Source organism: Thalassococcus sp. S3 (assembly GCF_004216475.1).
GTDB lineage: Bacteria > Pseudomonadota > Alphaproteobacteria > Rhodobacterales > Rhodobacteraceae.
Genome location: NZ_CP022303.1, coordinates 3434258 through 3447778 on the forward strand (window position 1 = coordinate 3434258; position 13521 = coordinate 3447778).

Below are 13521 nucleotides of genomic sequence, written 5' to 3' on the forward strand. Positions count from 1 at the left end.
TCGTGTCAGGCTTACTTGATCTTGCCTTCCTTGTACTCGACATGCTTCCGGGCCACGGGATCGAACTTCCGTACCACCATCTTCTCGGTCATGGTGCGCGCGTTCTTCTTGGTCACATAGAAATGGCCCGTGCCTGCGGTCGAGTTCAGACGGATCTTGATTGTCGTCGGCTTCGCCATCTTGGTCTCTCCTTCATCGAAAGGCTTGCGCCTTTCGGGAAATTCTTATGAAGATCGGCTTTTACCTGCGCGGGGGGCCGAGTCAACCCGCTTTCGTGCCATCCTCGCGTTAATCGTAAAGCGGGGGATAATTCGCATTCGCCGTCAGATCCCGCGACATCACAAGAACCGCTTCCACCTCTTCGGAATGCGTGTAGATCGGCGTGAGATTGATGGACCATAGCCGGTCCATCCCATCTTCGGTCGGGCGCGGAACCTCGCAATAGATATGACGCCCGCCCAATGTCAGATCCAACGCTTCCTCAAGCGCGGGGCGTGCCACGGCAGGCCAGTAGGCGCTCCAGACCGTATCGCGCACCTCGTCCATCGCACCACCCATAAGCTCATCCAGGCCGATCTGGTTCACAAACATCAGCCTGCCATCGACAGACAGAACTTTGACGCAGTCAGACGTCGTCTGGATCAGCGACATCACCATGGATGGCGCGATGGATCCCAGAATATCCAGGATCTCGCTGTCCCTTCGCGGTGGAACTGTGCGCTCAAGCAATTTGATTTTCATCTTCGGCCACTCCAGTCGGCGACCCCTCGCACACTAAAGCTAGACCAGATTGCGCTAACGCAAAAGAAAAACGTACATGTTGGATGCAGTTTTCATGGCAGATGCGCGTGGAGAGCCTGTAAGCCGGATTCTGTCCTCCGTGACCCTTGGGTCGCGAATGGATGACCATTCCTCTCAGGCGGCTGTTGCCAGACGCCTTTAGCTGCCAACCCGATCCCCCCGGCTGAAGCGGCCTGCGGCGGTCTCGGCTTGCGCCGACCGGGCCCGCGCGGGGATCCTATTTGGCATTGCTCCCGGTGGGGCTTGCCGTGCCGCCCCTGTTGCCAGGGGCGCGGTGGGCTCTTACCCCACCGTTTCACCCTTGCCACGCAAGCGTGGCGGTCTGATTTCTGTGGCGCTGTCCGTCGGGTTGCCCCGCCCGGGCGTTACCCGGCACCGTTGCTTCAGGGAGTCCGGACTTTCCTCTCCGGCAGGTCATCCCCGCCAAAGCGGCCATCCAGCTCTCCACGCGTCCCGCGCCTTACGGTCAAAGGCCGGGTGCCGTCAATCCCGAAGCCGGCTCAGGAGATGCAGGATGCAAGACCCAGCCGTGCGGTCGCCTCGGCGGTAAACTGGGATTGAACCTGCCGGTCTTGCAGGCGCGCGGTTACAAGTGCGCCCTCAATCTCTGCCCCCGAGACCGTGATTTCGCGCCCACCCAGCGTGTCATCGACATCAATGGTGAACGATACCCTCGTGTCGGCCGGCAAATCAATGAGATCCAGGGTGAGGACGTCATCGCCATCGGCGACCGACGGCAGCGCTGCCAGGGCATCGGCACCTTCGGCCAGTTCAAAGGGCTGGAACACTTCAACGCCCGCACCCGCCTCTGTGACATCGAAAATCAGACCGCCCGCCGATCCCGAAAGATCCAACCGCACCGATATAGGCCCAGTAGCACAGGCAGAGGTGTTGACCAGTTCGAAACGATCCTTCGGCGCGCCCTCGACGAAACGCACGTCAAGGTCGGCGGCAGCCGGGACCGACCAAAGAAGAGCCATGCAAAAAAGTGTGATAAATCTCATGACATCCTCGTTCGCTTTTAAAGCTCAGATGTCTCATCTGATTGAGATGTCAAATATCGGACGACAACAGACCGGCAAGAACCGCGCGATCCTCTTGTGTCAGTGGACCCTGAGCCCAGGGCCGGAAGCGCAGCCTGACGGCGTGCAAAAGCGCAGCGTCGTCAAGATCCCCGGGATACCCCACCGCGACGGCCAAAGCTTTGAAGGCTGGCAAATCGCCCGTTCGGGGCCGCGCAACCGGCTCCGCGGCCAGTCCCTGGCGGGCGAGCCTGGCCCAGTCAAAGCGGGGGCCGGGATCGCCTTTGCGATCGGGCGCCATGTCGGAATGACCGATTACCCCCTCGGGCGGAATCGCCCAACGCGTCATGACGCCGGACAACAGCGTTTCAAGGCGCCGCATCTGCGGGTCGGAAAATGGATGTGTTCCGCGATTGTCGAGTTCGATCCCGATGGACCGCGAATTGACATCCGCACGCCCCGCCCATGAGCCGGCACCGGCGTGCCAGGCCCGCATCTCCTCGGACACGAGATGCCATAAGCGACCGTCTGCGCCGATCAGATAATGTGCGGAAACCTCGGATGTCGGGTCGCACAAGCGATACAGCGCCGCGTTAGCGCTTTTCATCGCGGTATAGTGGATGACAACCAGTTCGGGACGCAACCCGTCCCGGCGTGGGCCATAATTAGGGGACGGGTGCCAGATGGGCGCGGTCAGTTGCGCACCGCAGCCCGGAACGGCGCGGGGTCCCAGCCACACGCATATCCATCGCCGTCCGGGTCAAGCCCCATGCGGTCGCGCTGCGGGCCGCCCTTGGACAGAAAGTCGATCTGCGCCTGATCCGCCGAGGCATAGGCCGCGCAGTTCCGTTCCGCCCGCGCCGCCATGTTGATCCCGGCGCGACTGTAGACCCGCGTGCCTCGCGGATGGCTCGTGTCGAGAGCGTATTGCACCACATTGGGTTGCTCGTTGCCCGCCCGGCTTGGCAATGCTGTCGGCGGCACGACCTGGTATTGCGCGCGGTTCTGCGCAATGCGCTGCGCATCACTTTCGATGGTTTGACGCGAAGAGACCGCATCGAAATCGTTTTCATCCGAAATCGCGGCATTGTTCTGGCCCGGCGGCGGGTTTGACGGGCTCGCCTGCAGCGGCGGCACTCCTGAATTGGCGTTCGTTGCCTCCAGAGAAGCTGCTGCATCGAGGATCGCATCCCCTGATCCGCCAGACGGTGCGGTCGCTGTCGCGGGCGCTGCGGATGCTGCTGGAGCACCACCCGCAGGCGCAAGCGTTTCCTGCGACACGGCTGTGGCCGGTGGGAGGGCCGCACCGGTGGTCAGTTCCGCGTCACGCGCACGCTGTGCATCGACGGAATTGTCAAATCCCACTCCCGCCCCGCTGTCGGGCACCGTCGGGGCGCACGCTGCAAGCGCGCCCAAAGCCAAAAGAATGAGTATCGGTCGCATTCTGCCTCGCCTCTGATCGGGTCTTTTCTGGGATCAGACTGCTACCACCATTTAACCGGCTTTGCCACAAAACCAGCCGCGCTTTCGAGGCTATACGCAAAATTGAGCAGATCCCCCTCTTCCCAAGGGCGCCCGATCAACTGCAGGCCGAGCGGCAGCCCCTGCCTATCAAGCCCTGCGGGAACGGCGATGCCCGGAAGCCCCGCGAGGTTCACCGTTACGGTAAAGACGTCGTTGAGATACATCTGCACCGGATCGGCCTCGGTCATCTCACCCAGCCCAAAGGCCGCCGATGGCGTGGCGGGGGTCAGGATCGCATCGACGCCTTGTGCGAAGACATCCTCGAAGTCTTTCTTGATCAAGGCGCGGACTTTGCGGGCCCGGTTATAGTAGGCATCGTAGAAGCCCGCCGACAGGACGTAGGTGCCGATCATCACGCGGCGCTTGACTTCGTCGCCGAAGCCTTCGGCGCGGGTCTTTTCGTACATTTCGGTGACGCCATCGCCCTGGGAGAGCTTGGCACGGTGGCCGTAGCGCACGCCGTCATAGCGCGCGAGGTTCGAAGACGCCTCGGCCGGGGCGATCACGTAATAAGCGGGCAAGGCGTACTTGGTGTGCGGCAGCGAGATATCGACGATCTTCGCACCTGCCTCCTCCATCATCCGGCGGCCTTCGGCCCAGAGCGTCTCGATCTCTTCGGGCATGCCGTCCATGCGGTATTCGCGCGGAATGCCGATGGTTTTGCCCCGGATATCGCCGGTGAGCATCGCCTCGAAATCAGGCACGGCCAGTTCGGCGGAGGTGGAATCCTTGGGGTCGTGCCCGGCCATCGCTTCGAGCATGATAGCAGCGTCGCGCACCGATTTGGTCATGGGACCCGCCTGATCGAGAGAAGACGCGAAGGCCACGATACCCCAGCGCGAGCAGCGGCCATAGGTGGGCTTGATCCCCACCGTGCCGGTGAAAGCGGCAGGCTGGCGGATCGACCCGCCGGTATCCGTGCCGGTCGCGGCAAGGCAGAGATCGGCGGCAACGGCGGAGGCGGACCCACCGGAAGAGCCGCCGGGCGTCAGACGCGCATCGTCATTGCCACGCCGCCAAGGGTTCACGACATCACCGTAGGTGCTGGTCTCGTTGGACGACCCCATGGCAAACTCGTCCATGTTCAGCTTGCCCAGCATGACAGCACCCGCATCGGCGAGGTTTTGGCTGACGGTGGATTCGTATTCGGGACGGAAACCTTCGAGGATCCGGCTGCCGGCCTGGCTGGGCACACCTTTGGTGCAGAAAAGATCCTTGATGCCAATGGGTAGGCCGCACATGGCGGGCGCCTCTTCGCGCCCTTGCAGGCGCTCATCGGCTTTGCGCGCCCGTTCAAGGGCAATCTCGGGGGTCTTGTGCACGAAGGCGTTGAGGGTGCCTGCGGCCTCGATGGCGCCAAGGCAGGCTTCGGTCAGCTCGACTGATGTGGTTTCACCCTTTTTCAGCGCATCACGCGCGGCGGCCAGGCCCAGTGTGTTCAGTTCGCTCATCATTCCACCACCTTCGGCACCGCAAAGAACCCTTCGCGCGCATCGGGCGCGTTGCCCAGCACCTTGTCCTGCTGATCGCCATCCGTCACCACATCCGCGCGCCGCTTCAGCCGCTGCGGCGTGACCGACGTCATCGGCTCCACACCCTCCACATCGACCTCATTGAGCTGCTCGATGAACCCCAGGATCGTGTTGAATTCCTGCGCGAGCGCGGGGAGCGCGTCGTCCTCGACCTTGATCCGGGCGAGTTTCGCTACCCGGGCGGCGGTGCTTTGATCAATCGACATGGCCAACCTCTGCTATATCGCCCAGCGCTTTAGCCCCGCTTGCGCAAGGGCGCAAGCGTCACGCCCCGGGATCGGTCCGGTTTGGCACGGGAAGCTGACAAAAGCCCTGCGGAGGGACGTCGAGGGCCGCGTTGAATTTGCTCGACATGTTCTGGAACGCGATCAGCCCCGTTAGCTCGACGATGCCGTCCTCTTCGAAATAGTCGCGAAGCGCCGCGATCTGATCACCCGTTACCTGCCGATCCGACCAGGTCACCGCCTCGGCGTAGTCGAGCGCGGCCCGCTCCAGCGTGTTGAATTGCGGATCGTCACGCCAGTTGGCCAAGGCCATGATCTTCTCCTCACTCACACCGCGCTGTTCCAGCGTGGCGGAGTTGATGTCGACACAAAACGCGCAATGATTGATCTGCGACACGCGGACAGTCACCAAGGACCGCAGCGCCGGACTGAGCGGAGAGCTTTTCCGATTGAGCGCGCCGTAGAGCAGAGCCAACGTCGCGAAGACCCATTTCGACCGGCCCCAGAGCAGGCCGGGATCAAGCACCTTGCCGTAGGTCCGCTTTTGCTTGGCAAAGAAGAGACGGATGAACCACGGATAGGCGGTCAGCGGTTTGGGAGCGACATGCATGGGTGTCTCCGGTTTTTTCGCAAACGAAGGCGGGGGATGAAAAGGTCTTGGTTCAGGATCCGGCGCGCAAGCCGTTATGTCGCGGTAGCCAGTCGATGGCGGCGATACACCTCGATCATCCAGCCCAGCATCAGACCGTTCAGGATGTGCCACCAGAAATGCGTGCCGATCGGGATGATCTCGCAAAGCGGCTCGTCCAGTGTGCGGGCGGTGAGCGACAGGATCAGGATGCCGGCGCCGATGGCGAGGCCCTGTGCCGTCTCTGGCGCGCGATGGCGCAGAAGGACCGCGTAGATCAGGATCAACAGCGGGATCGGCGCGTAGGCCGCCGACCCGCCCAGGGGCAGAAGGGCGAACAATGGCACAGTCGCGGCAGCGTAGGGAAAGAAAAGCGCGGTCAAACCGAGGGCCTGCCACAGCTTAAGGTTCCAGACGTGCAGGTTGATCGCGAAGATATAGACCAGTACGTAGAGCAGGATCGGCACAACATCGGTGGTGGCCGCCCAAGCCGTGGCATGGGTATGGAACAAGTAGCTGCCAACCCCGATGGCCGCGAGGATCACGACAAGTGTCATCGCCAACGGCATGTCCTGCCCACGCACCCGCCGCCACATGATGAAGGCCGCGATCAGAAACGCAGCGTTGGTAACCGCGTTAATGGGTTCTGCCCAGTAACTTGCGTCCAGCCGTTCGCAATAGCCGTCGATTTGCCGTGTGAGGTCCATGGATTTCTGCGCCTGCAATGATACCTTCGCCCCAAGATAGGGAGTGACACATGAAAATCATCTGGCTTGGACATGGCAGTTTCCGCATCGAGACCGAGGGGCAGGTGCTGCTGATCGACCCCTGGCTGACCGGCAACCCGGTTCTGGACGAGGCGCATCACGAAGCCGCGGTCGAAGGCGCCACGCATATCCTGCTGACCCATGTGCATTTCGACCATGTCGTGGATGTCGTGTCGCTCTGCAAGAAGCTGGGTGTGCCGGCGGTGGGCCAATACGATATCATGGGATACTGGACCGAACAGGAGGGCATCGAGACCGTGGGCTTCAACAAGGGCGGCACCGTGGCGTTGGGCGATGTAAAGGTGTCGATGGTCAATGCCGTCCATTCGTCCACCTTTGCCACGCCCGAGGGGCTGCGTACGGGCGGGACCGAATGCGGCTTTATGATCGAGGCCGAAGGGCATGTCATCTATGTGTCCGGCGACACCGATATCATGGCCGATATGGCGTGGATGGGGGACTACTATAAACCCGACATCGGCATCCTCTGCGCGGGGGGGCACTTTACCATGGACATGAAAAAGGCCGCCTATGCCGCGAAGACGTATTTCGATTTCAAGACGGTCATTCCGTGCCACTACAAAACCTTTCCCATCCTTGAGCAAAGCGCGGAGGACTTGGTGAAGGGTCTGCCCGGCGTGAAGGTGATCGAGCCAGAAGTGATGGGGACGATCGAGCTCTAGGACGCCGGCCGGCGTGGCGCGAGCCTGCTGAGCGACCGCTTCTGCCCATCGAGCGACGGAGGTGGCGGAACAGGAAAGTCCTGTCCATAAGACAGTCAGCGTGAACAGCGCAGCGCTGGATTTGTTCGAGGCGCGGGCAATCTGCCGGACGGTTTCTGCGAAACCAAGTTAGCCTTGGCCGCGTAGATACTCCATCACTGCCGGGCGCACCGATTGCTCGCCCCGGTGCCGTGCGTCGGAGATGATCTTGCGCACCTCTTCGAGATTCGAGCGGCGCAGCAGGCTTTTGACCGGCCCGATGGAAGCAGGCCGCATCGACAGCGTGCGGATCCCGATCGCGGCGAGACATAATGCTTCGATCGGCCGCCCGGCATCTTCGCCACAGAAACTCAACGGGGTGCCGGTGGCGATGCACCGTTCCACAATCCGTTCGATAAAGGTCAGGAAACTCACGTTCAGCGTGTCATAGCGTCGTCTGACCCGCTCATTCTCCCGGTCGGCGGCAAAGAAGAATTGTTTCAGATCGTTCCCGCCAATCGACAGGAACCCGACTTCCTCGAAAAACTTCTGTGGCGCAAAGCCCAGGCTGGGTGTCTCCAGCATGGCGCCCACTTCCAGCGTCTCAGGGAGGACATGACCCAACCGCTTCTCGCGCTGGATCGCCTTGTCGACCTCTGCATGCGCCGCGCGATACTCCTCGAACTGCGCGATGAAGGGAAACATCACCGTCAGCGGTCGCCCGTTCGCCGCCCGGATCAACGCCTGCAACTGCATCCGCATCACGCCCGGCTTGTCGAGGCCCACGCGGATCGCGCGCCAGCCCAAAGCCGGGTTCGGCTCGTCATTGGGCTTCATGTAGGGCAACACTTTGTCCGACCCGATATCGAGCGTGCGGAAGACCACGCGCTTGCCCTTCGCCGCGTCGAGCACGCGGGAATAAAGGGCCGCGAGCTCCGTCCGCTTGGGCATCTGATTGCGGATCAGAAACTGCAATTCCGTCCGGAAAAGGCCCACCCCCTCAGCGCCGGAGTTCTCCAGGGACGGCAGGTCTGCCATCAGGCCCGCATTCATATGCAGCGATACGACCGAGCCGCAGAGCGTCTGCGCGTGCTTGTCACGGATAGACGCATAGCGTTCCAGCGCCTGCGCCTGCATCGCGATCTTGTCGCGAAACGCAGTCACCACGGTATCGTCCGGGCGCAGATGCACGATACCCTGATCACCATCCACCATGATCTGGTCGTTGTTCAGTGCTTCCGTGGTGATCCGGCCCGCATGCACCACCAGCGGGATTGCCAGCGCCCTAGCTACAATGGCCGCATGCGACCCGACGGAGCCTTCCTCCAGAACGATACCGCGCAGCTTGCGCCCGTATTCCAAAAGCTCTCCGGGACCTATATTGCGGGCGATCAAGATCGGATCGGGCGGCATCTCCGCCCCCGTCTCGCTGCCCTGCCCCGTCAGGATGCGCAGCAACCGATTCGATAGATCATCAAGGTCGCTCAACCGCTCGCGCAGATACGAATCCTGCACCTGCTCCATCCGCGCGCGCGCGACGGATTGTTCCTTCTCCACCGCGGCCTCGGCACTCAGGCCCCGGCTGATATCCTCCTCCATCCGCCGCATCCAGCCCTTGGAATTGGCAAACATCCGGTAGGCTTCGAGAACCTGGAGCTGCTCCTTGTCGCCGTTGGCCGAGATCTGCAGCATCTTGTCGACACCCACGCGCAGCTCTTCCACCGCCTCCTTGAGGCGGGCAAGCTCCTTGTGCGGATCATCGGCAATCGGGTTGGCAACCACCACGCGGGGTTCGTGCAGCCAGACGTGTCCCTCCGCCGCGCCCTCCTGCCCGGTGGTGCCCCGGATCAGCACCGATTGCTGGTGCCGCGCCTTCAGCGCCGCCCCTTCACCCACAAAGGCGCCAAGCTCCGTCATCTCGGCCAGCACCATGGCCACGACTTCCAGCGCGTAAATCTCATCGGCGGTAAAGGTTCGGGCATCTTTCGACTGCACCACCAACACGCCCAGCTTCTCTCCCAGACGCTGGATCGGCACACCCAGGAACGAGGAATAGATCTCCTCCCCCGTTTCCGGCATGTAGCGAAATCCCTTCGCGGACGGTGCGTCCGGCGTGTTCACGACGCGACCGCGTCGAGCCACCTGCCCCACCAGGCCTTCGCCCAGGCGCATTCGGGTCTGATGCACGGCCTCTTTCTTGAGACCTTCCGTGGCGCACAGCTCCAGCGTTTCCTCATCGCGGAAGAGGTAGATCGAACAGACCTCCGACCCCATGCTGTCGGCAATCAGATGGGTGATCCGGTCCAGCCGGGCTTGGCCGGCCACATCGCCCGCCATTGCATCCCGCAAGCGTCCAAGCAGCTTGCGGCTTTCGGTTTCCATCCGTTCAGGCATCCGTTCGCGCGTCTGTCCCTGCCGGCGCCCGCGCTTGTCGCTCAGGCGGCTTTGTCCAATTCGAACGCATCATGGAGCGCTTGGACCGCAAGTTCCATGTATTTCCGGTCGATCAACACCGAAATTTTTATCTCAGAGGTTGTAATAACCTTAATATTGATCCCCTCCTGGGAGAGTACCTGGAACATTTTGGCCGCTACACCGGTATGGCTGCGCATGCCGATACCGACAACCGACACTTTTGCGACATCTTTGTCCGCGTCCAGTTCGGCGAAGTTCAGCACGTCCTGCTCTTTGGCTTCCGCCATGGCTTTCTCGGCCCGGGCCACCTGGTCGATCGGGCAGGAGAAGGTCATGTCGGTGCGCCCTTCCTCCGAGATGTTCTGCACGATCATGTCAACATTCACACCCGCGCTGCTGAGTGCTCCGAAGATGGTCGCCGCGATCCCGGGGCGGTCCGCAACCGAGAGCAGCGTCATCTTGGCCTCGTCCCGGCTGTGGGCCACGCCCGCGACTACTTTTGATTCCATGATATCCTCCTCATCGCAGACGAGCGTTCCGGCCTCGTCGGATTGTTCCTCGAAACTCGACAGCACCCGCAGCCTGACCTTGTAGCGCATCGCCAGTTCCACCGACCGGGTCTGCAGTACCTTGGCACCCAGGCTGGCAAGCTCAAGCATCTCCTCAAAGGATATACGGTCGAGCTTGCGCGCTTTGTCGGTAATTCTGGGGTCGGTTGTATAGACGCCGTTCACATCCGTGTAGATGTCGCACCTCTCAGCACCGAAGGCAGCCGCAAAAGCCACCGCGGTCGTGTCCGACCCACCCCGGCCCAGCGTTGTGATGCGTCCTTCGGGGCTGATCCCCTGGAAGCCTGCGACCACCGCCACGCGCATCCCCTCGCCGAACTTGGCCATAATATTGTCGGTCGGAATCTCCTCGATCCGCGCCGCCGAATGGGCCGACGTGGTGCGCAGCGGCACCTGCCAGCCCTGCCAGCTGCGGGCCGGCACGTCCATCTCCTGTAGGGTCAGCGCCATCAGCCCTGCGGTGACATTCTCGCCCGACGAGACAACGGCATCGTATTCGCGCGCATCGAAGAGAGGCGAGGTTTCGTTCACCCAACCCACCAGCTCGTTCGTCTTGCCCGACATCGCGCTGACGATGACAATGACGTCATAGCCCTTGGCCACCTCGACGCCGACCCGTTTCGCGGCCCGGCGGATCCGGTCGAGATTGGCCACCGACGTACCGCCGAATTTCATCACCAGAACGGGCATGAACTGTCCCCTAAGCGCAGATAATCGCGCGGGGTTTACGCCGGGACGTCACGCGGCGCAAGGTGATGAGCGGGGATGTGCGACGTCTTGGTTTTGCCGCTATCGAATGATGCGCCGCAAGATAGGGTCAGATCAGGCGAGACTTGCGACCGGCTAGTACGGGTGTGCCCGCCCGTCCCAGGTTTCGAAACAGCCGGTATTCTCCATCGTCAGGGCATCGAAGCGCGCCTTCAGCCCCGTCGCGGCCTCGTCAACCGTGATATCTGCATGGCCCCCGCCCATATCCGTCTGCACCCAGCCGGGATGATAGATGCCGACCGCGATCCCCTCATCACGCAAATCAGCCGCCAGGTTACGCCCAAGGTTCAGAGCGGCCGCCTTCGACGCGCGGTAGATATAGCTGCCGCCCGGCGCCCGCGTGTGCGAGGCCATCTGCGACGACAGGATGGCAATCCTGGAGGAGCCCGCCGCGCGCAGATTGGGCAGCAGCGCCTGCACGGTCAGGAAGATGCCGGTCACATTGGCCGCGAAGCTCTGCGCCCAAAGATCACTCCCATAGCCTGTTGCCAGATCATGCCCCTTATCAAGGTAAACGCCGGCATTGCAGATTAACAGGTCGACCGGTCTCCCCTCAAGCGATCGCGCCAGGGCCAGGTGGTCATCTGGCTTCGTCACGTCCAAGCTCGGCGTTCCGCGCCGGCTGGTCGCGGTCACTTGATCCCCGGCCGCGCCGTAAAGCTGCGCCAGCCTCAGACCAATGCCCCGATTGGCACCGGTGATAAGCACATGCATGTCAGTTTGTCTTTCTCGGCGGCAGGAAGGGAAGCGGCGCGACTGGCACACCGTCGTCGATCAACTGCTTTGCATCTTCCGGACGTGCCTCGCCATAGATCGAGCGTTCGGGCGCATCGCCGACATGCATCGCACGCGCCTCCGACGCAAAGTCTGTTCCGACATAATCCGCGTTTTCCTCGACATGGCGCCGCATATCCGCAAGCGCCTGTTCGGCTGGACTTGCCGGGCCCGTCAGCGCCGTCGATGGTTCGCTTCGGCTTGATCCAACCCGCGGTGTCATCACGGCCTTTTCAACCTGGCTGCTGCCGCAAACGGCACACGTTACCATGCCCGCGCTTTCCAGCTTGTCGTAAGCCTCGGCGGACTGAAACCAACTGTCGAAGGTATGCCCATCGGCACATTTCAAAGCGTATTGGATCATCGCGGGATTACATACAATCCAGCCTCGGATAATCAAGCCCGACAGGACACCCTACCGCAGGGCTTTGGGGTCGAAGTCACGGATGATGCGCGCCAGTTCCGGCTCCATCACCCGTTGGGACGCTTTCTTGAGGCCAAACCATTTCCGCCGTCTTTGTCCGAATTCGGGATAACGCGGCGCCAAAGATTTGACCTTCACCGGATAGACCATCGCGACGCACGGAAGGGTCTGCGTCTGGTCCAGGATTTTGTTGTACGAGAACAATCCCAGGCAACGATCGTACCCCTTGCCGACGACCCCGGCCTCCTCCCATGCTTCCTGCAGCGCGGATGCTGCTGGCGTCATCCCGTCCATGGGCCAGCCCTTGGGCAGGATCCAGCGTCCGGTTCGCCGTGTCGTGATCAAAAGCACCTCTGTCCGGTTGTTCGAAAACCGGTAGCACAAAGCGGCGAATTGTGTGCGCACATCCGCTTTGTGAGAGGCCCTTACCTTGATCGGCAATTGTTTAATCGTTAACGCGGTCACACCGCCATCCTCGTTCTTTTGGGGATATAGTATACATTGTCTGAGGCGATATTCACCCCGCAATGTCATGTCATTTTCTATATTTTGTGTGAAGAAACCGTGATTCGTCGAAATATGATCACGCTATCGATCATTGGCGATCTATCGGGCCGGCAGATTGTTCACGCGCCGCCGCAATTCCTCGATCAACGCGTCATGGGAGATGTCGCCATCGATTGACAGCCTGCGCAGCCCGAAATGGACATGGGCCACGTTCTGGTAATAGCTGGTATAGGCGTAGTTCGTGGCCGCGCCCGCCACCGCGCCCAGCACGGGCACGGCTTGTGCTGCGAGTTTCTGTCCCAGAACGCCGGCCAGTCGTGGGGCGACGGTGGCGATGACCTTCTGCATCGCGCCCCCGGTCAGGCTGAGCCGCAGGGACAAGAAACCCATGTCGGCCCCGTCGTCATGGTCCAGAGGTCCGGCAGCCGAAAACACCTGCAGGCAATCGAACTGGATGTTTTGGGCGGCAGGGTCAAATCCCCGCTCAAGCGCAGCCCCCTGGATGGCCCGCAACAGGACTGTTGTGGTGACCGGCAATTCCACCAGGGCCGTCGGCAATCCTCCGAAACCGCCCGCGGCGCCCATCGCGGTTGTCACCGCGGTGTTCAGCCAGGGCGCCTGGTCCGGCACCTGACTGCGGGACGCGCTCGCCGCCTGCAACGCGATGCGCAAGGCCCGTTCGGTCGCGTCACCAAGTCCGTCCCGTACGGGCTTTGGCAAGCGGTCGATCAAACCCTCGGCCTGCCCTCCGATCAGGTTGAGCACCTGCAGACCCGCGCCCCCCGCGGAACGATAGCGCGCTGCGAGCCGATCCAGCTCCGCCTCGACATCAACCGGATTCACAACTTCTATGTCAGGCATTTCA

Annotated in this window: 16 protein-coding genes and 1 other RNA gene; 1 reads left to right on the forward strand and 16 read right to left on the reverse strand. The window is 61.9% G+C overall.

Features of this window, described 5'->3' with window-relative positions; all coding sequences use genetic code 11:
• Nucleotides 1–11 precede the first annotated feature (11 nt).
• The 10 genes from rpmG to CFI11_RS17000 form a co-directional block, all read right to left on the reverse strand.
• Nucleotides 12–179, reverse strand: coding sequence for a 50S ribosomal protein L33 (gene rpmG / locus CFI11_RS16955; protein ID WP_130408037.1), 168 nt, complete (start codon nucleotides 177–179; stop codon nucleotides 12–14).
• Nucleotides 180–288: 109 nt separating this feature from the next.
• A complete protein-coding gene (locus tag CFI11_RS16960) occupies nucleotides 289–741 on the reverse strand; it encodes a PAS domain-containing protein (protein ID WP_130408039.1) in 453 nt (150 codons plus the stop codon).
• Nucleotides 742–844: 103 nt separating this feature from the next.
• Nucleotides 845–1249: RNase P RNA component class A (rnpB, locus tag CFI11_RS16965), an RNA gene on the reverse strand.
• Nucleotides 1250–1301: 52 nt separating this feature from the next.
• Nucleotides 1302–1805, reverse strand: coding sequence for an aggregation factor core (locus tag CFI11_RS16970; protein WP_217358712.1), 504 nt, complete (start codon nucleotides 1803–1805; stop codon nucleotides 1302–1304).
• A gap of 49 nt (nucleotides 1806–1854) precedes the next feature.
• Nucleotides 1855–2562, reverse strand: coding sequence for an N-acetylmuramoyl-L-alanine amidase (locus CFI11_RS16975; protein ID WP_254448942.1), 708 nt, complete (start codon nucleotides 2560–2562; stop codon nucleotides 1855–1857).
• Complete coding sequence (locus CFI11_RS16980; protein WP_130408041.1) at nucleotides 2517–3266, reverse strand: hypothetical protein; 750 nt, start codon at nucleotides 3264–3266, stop codon at nucleotides 2517–2519. Before CFI11_RS16980 ends, CFI11_RS16975 begins: the two co-directional genes overlap by 46 nt.
• A gap of 41 nt (nucleotides 3267–3307) precedes the next feature.
• The gene (gatA, locus tag CFI11_RS16985) at nucleotides 3308–4798 is read right to left on the reverse strand and encodes an Asp-tRNA(Asn)/Glu-tRNA(Gln) amidotransferase subunit GatA (protein WP_130408043.1); all 1491 of its coding nucleotides are present in this window, start codon (nucleotides 4796–4798) and stop codon (nucleotides 3308–3310) included.
• Nucleotides 4798–5085: an Asp-tRNA(Asn)/Glu-tRNA(Gln) amidotransferase subunit GatC gene (gatC, locus tag CFI11_RS16990; RefSeq protein WP_130408045.1), complete on the reverse strand. Its 288-nt coding sequence runs from the start codon at nucleotides 5083–5085 to the stop codon at nucleotides 4798–4800. Before gatC ends, gatA begins: the two co-directional genes overlap by 1 nt.
• Before the next feature lie 58 nt (nucleotides 5086–5143).
• Nucleotides 5144–5713, reverse strand: a complete 570-nt coding sequence (locus CFI11_RS16995; RefSeq protein WP_130408047.1) for a carboxymuconolactone decarboxylase family protein — start codon at nucleotides 5711–5713, stop codon at nucleotides 5144–5146.
• 74 nt (nucleotides 5714–5787) lie between these two features.
• On the reverse strand, nucleotides 5788–6438 hold the full coding sequence (locus tag CFI11_RS17000; protein WP_130408049.1) for a ceramidase domain-containing protein: 651 nt from the start codon (nucleotides 6436–6438) through the stop codon (nucleotides 5788–5790).
• A 50-nt stretch (nucleotides 6439–6488) separates the two neighbouring features.
• Here CFI11_RS17000 and CFI11_RS17005 point away from each other — a divergent pair, with 50 nt between their 5' ends.
• Entirely contained in the window at nucleotides 6489–7181 is a 693-nt protein-coding gene (locus CFI11_RS17005) for a metal-dependent hydrolase (protein WP_130408051.1), read from the forward strand.
• 168 nt (nucleotides 7182–7349) lie between these two features.
• Here CFI11_RS17005 and ptsP read toward each other — a convergent pair whose 3' ends face one another.
• From ptsP to CFI11_RS17035, 6 genes are all read right to left on the reverse strand, one after another.
• On the reverse strand, nucleotides 7350–9593 hold the full coding sequence (ptsP, locus tag CFI11_RS17010; protein ID WP_130408053.1) for a phosphoenolpyruvate--protein phosphotransferase: 2244 nt from the start codon (nucleotides 9591–9593) through the stop codon (nucleotides 7350–7352).
• Between the two features lie 41 nt (nucleotides 9594–9634).
• Nucleotides 9635–10873 (reverse strand): aspartate kinase, encoded by a 1239-nt coding sequence (locus tag CFI11_RS17015; protein ID WP_130408055.1) that lies wholly within the window; start codon nucleotides 10871–10873, stop codon nucleotides 9635–9637.
• A 153-nt stretch (nucleotides 10874–11026) separates the two neighbouring features.
• Nucleotides 11027–11665, reverse strand: a complete 639-nt coding sequence (locus CFI11_RS17020; RefSeq protein WP_130408057.1) for an SDR family NAD(P)-dependent oxidoreductase — start codon at nucleotides 11663–11665, stop codon at nucleotides 11027–11029.
• A 1-nt stretch (nucleotide 11666) separates the two neighbouring features.
• Nucleotides 11667–12089, reverse strand: a complete 423-nt coding sequence (locus CFI11_RS17025) for a DUF1178 family protein (RefSeq protein WP_130408059.1) — start codon at nucleotides 12087–12089, stop codon at nucleotides 11667–11669.
• Nucleotides 12090–12140: 51 nt separating this feature from the next.
• Nucleotides 12141–12614 carry an NUDIX hydrolase gene (locus CFI11_RS17030; protein ID WP_254448943.1) on the reverse strand — a complete coding sequence of 158 codons (474 nt, stop codon included), beginning with the start codon at nucleotides 12612–12614 and terminating at the stop codon, nucleotides 12141–12143.
• Between the two features lie 141 nt (nucleotides 12615–12755).
• The gene (locus tag CFI11_RS17035; RefSeq protein ID WP_130408063.1) at nucleotides 12756–13517 is read right to left on the reverse strand and encodes an EcsC family protein; all 762 of its coding nucleotides are present in this window, start codon (nucleotides 13515–13517) and stop codon (nucleotides 12756–12758) included.
• Nucleotides 13518–13521: the final 4 nt, after the last annotated feature.

Coding starts and splice junctions, on each gene's coding strand:
- rpmG (WP_130408037.1), bottom strand. CDS start 179: ATGGCGAAGCCGACGACAATCAAGATCCGTCTGAACTCGACCGCAGGC.
- CFI11_RS16960 (WP_130408039.1), bottom strand. CDS start 741: ATGAAAATCAAATTGCTTGAGCGCACAGTTCCACCGCGAAGGGACAGC.
- CFI11_RS16970 (WP_217358712.1), bottom strand. CDS start 1,805: ATGAGATTTATCACACTTTTTTGCATGGCTCTTCTTTGGTCGGTCCCG.
- CFI11_RS16980 (WP_130408041.1), bottom strand. CDS start 3,266: ATGCGACCGATACTCATTCTTTTGGCTTTGGGCGCGCTTGCAGCGTGC.
- gatA (WP_130408043.1), bottom strand. CDS start 4,798: ATGAGCGAACTGAACACACTGGGCCTGGCCGCCGCGCGTGATGCGCTG.
- gatC (WP_130408045.1), bottom strand. CDS start 5,085: ATGTCGATTGATCAAAGCACCGCCGCCCGGGTAGCGAAACTCGCCCGG.
- CFI11_RS16995 (WP_130408047.1), bottom strand. CDS start 5,713: ATGCATGTCGCTCCCAAACCGCTGACCGCCTATCCGTGGTTCATCCGT.
- CFI11_RS17000 (WP_130408049.1), bottom strand. CDS start 6,438: ATGGACCTCACACGGCAAATCGACGGCTATTGCGAACGGCTGGACGCA.
- CFI11_RS17005 (WP_130408051.1), top strand. CDS start 6,489: ATGAAAATCATCTGGCTTGGACATGGCAGTTTCCGCATCGAGACCGAG.
- ptsP (WP_130408053.1), bottom strand. CDS start 9,593: ATGCCTGAACGGATGGAAACCGAAAGCCGCAAGCTGCTTGGACGCTTG.
- CFI11_RS17015 (WP_130408055.1), bottom strand. CDS start 10,873: ATGCCCGTTCTGGTGATGAAATTCGGCGGTACGTCGGTGGCCAATCTC.
- CFI11_RS17020 (WP_130408057.1), bottom strand. CDS start 11,665: ATGCATGTGCTTATCACCGGTGCCAATCGGGGCATTGGTCTGAGGCTG.
- CFI11_RS17025 (WP_130408059.1), bottom strand. CDS start 12,089: ATGATCCAATACGCTTTGAAATGTGCCGATGGGCATACCTTCGACAGT.
- CFI11_RS17035 (WP_130408063.1), bottom strand. CDS start 13,517: ATGCCTGACATAGAAGTTGTGAATCCGGTTGATGTCGAGGCGGAGCTG.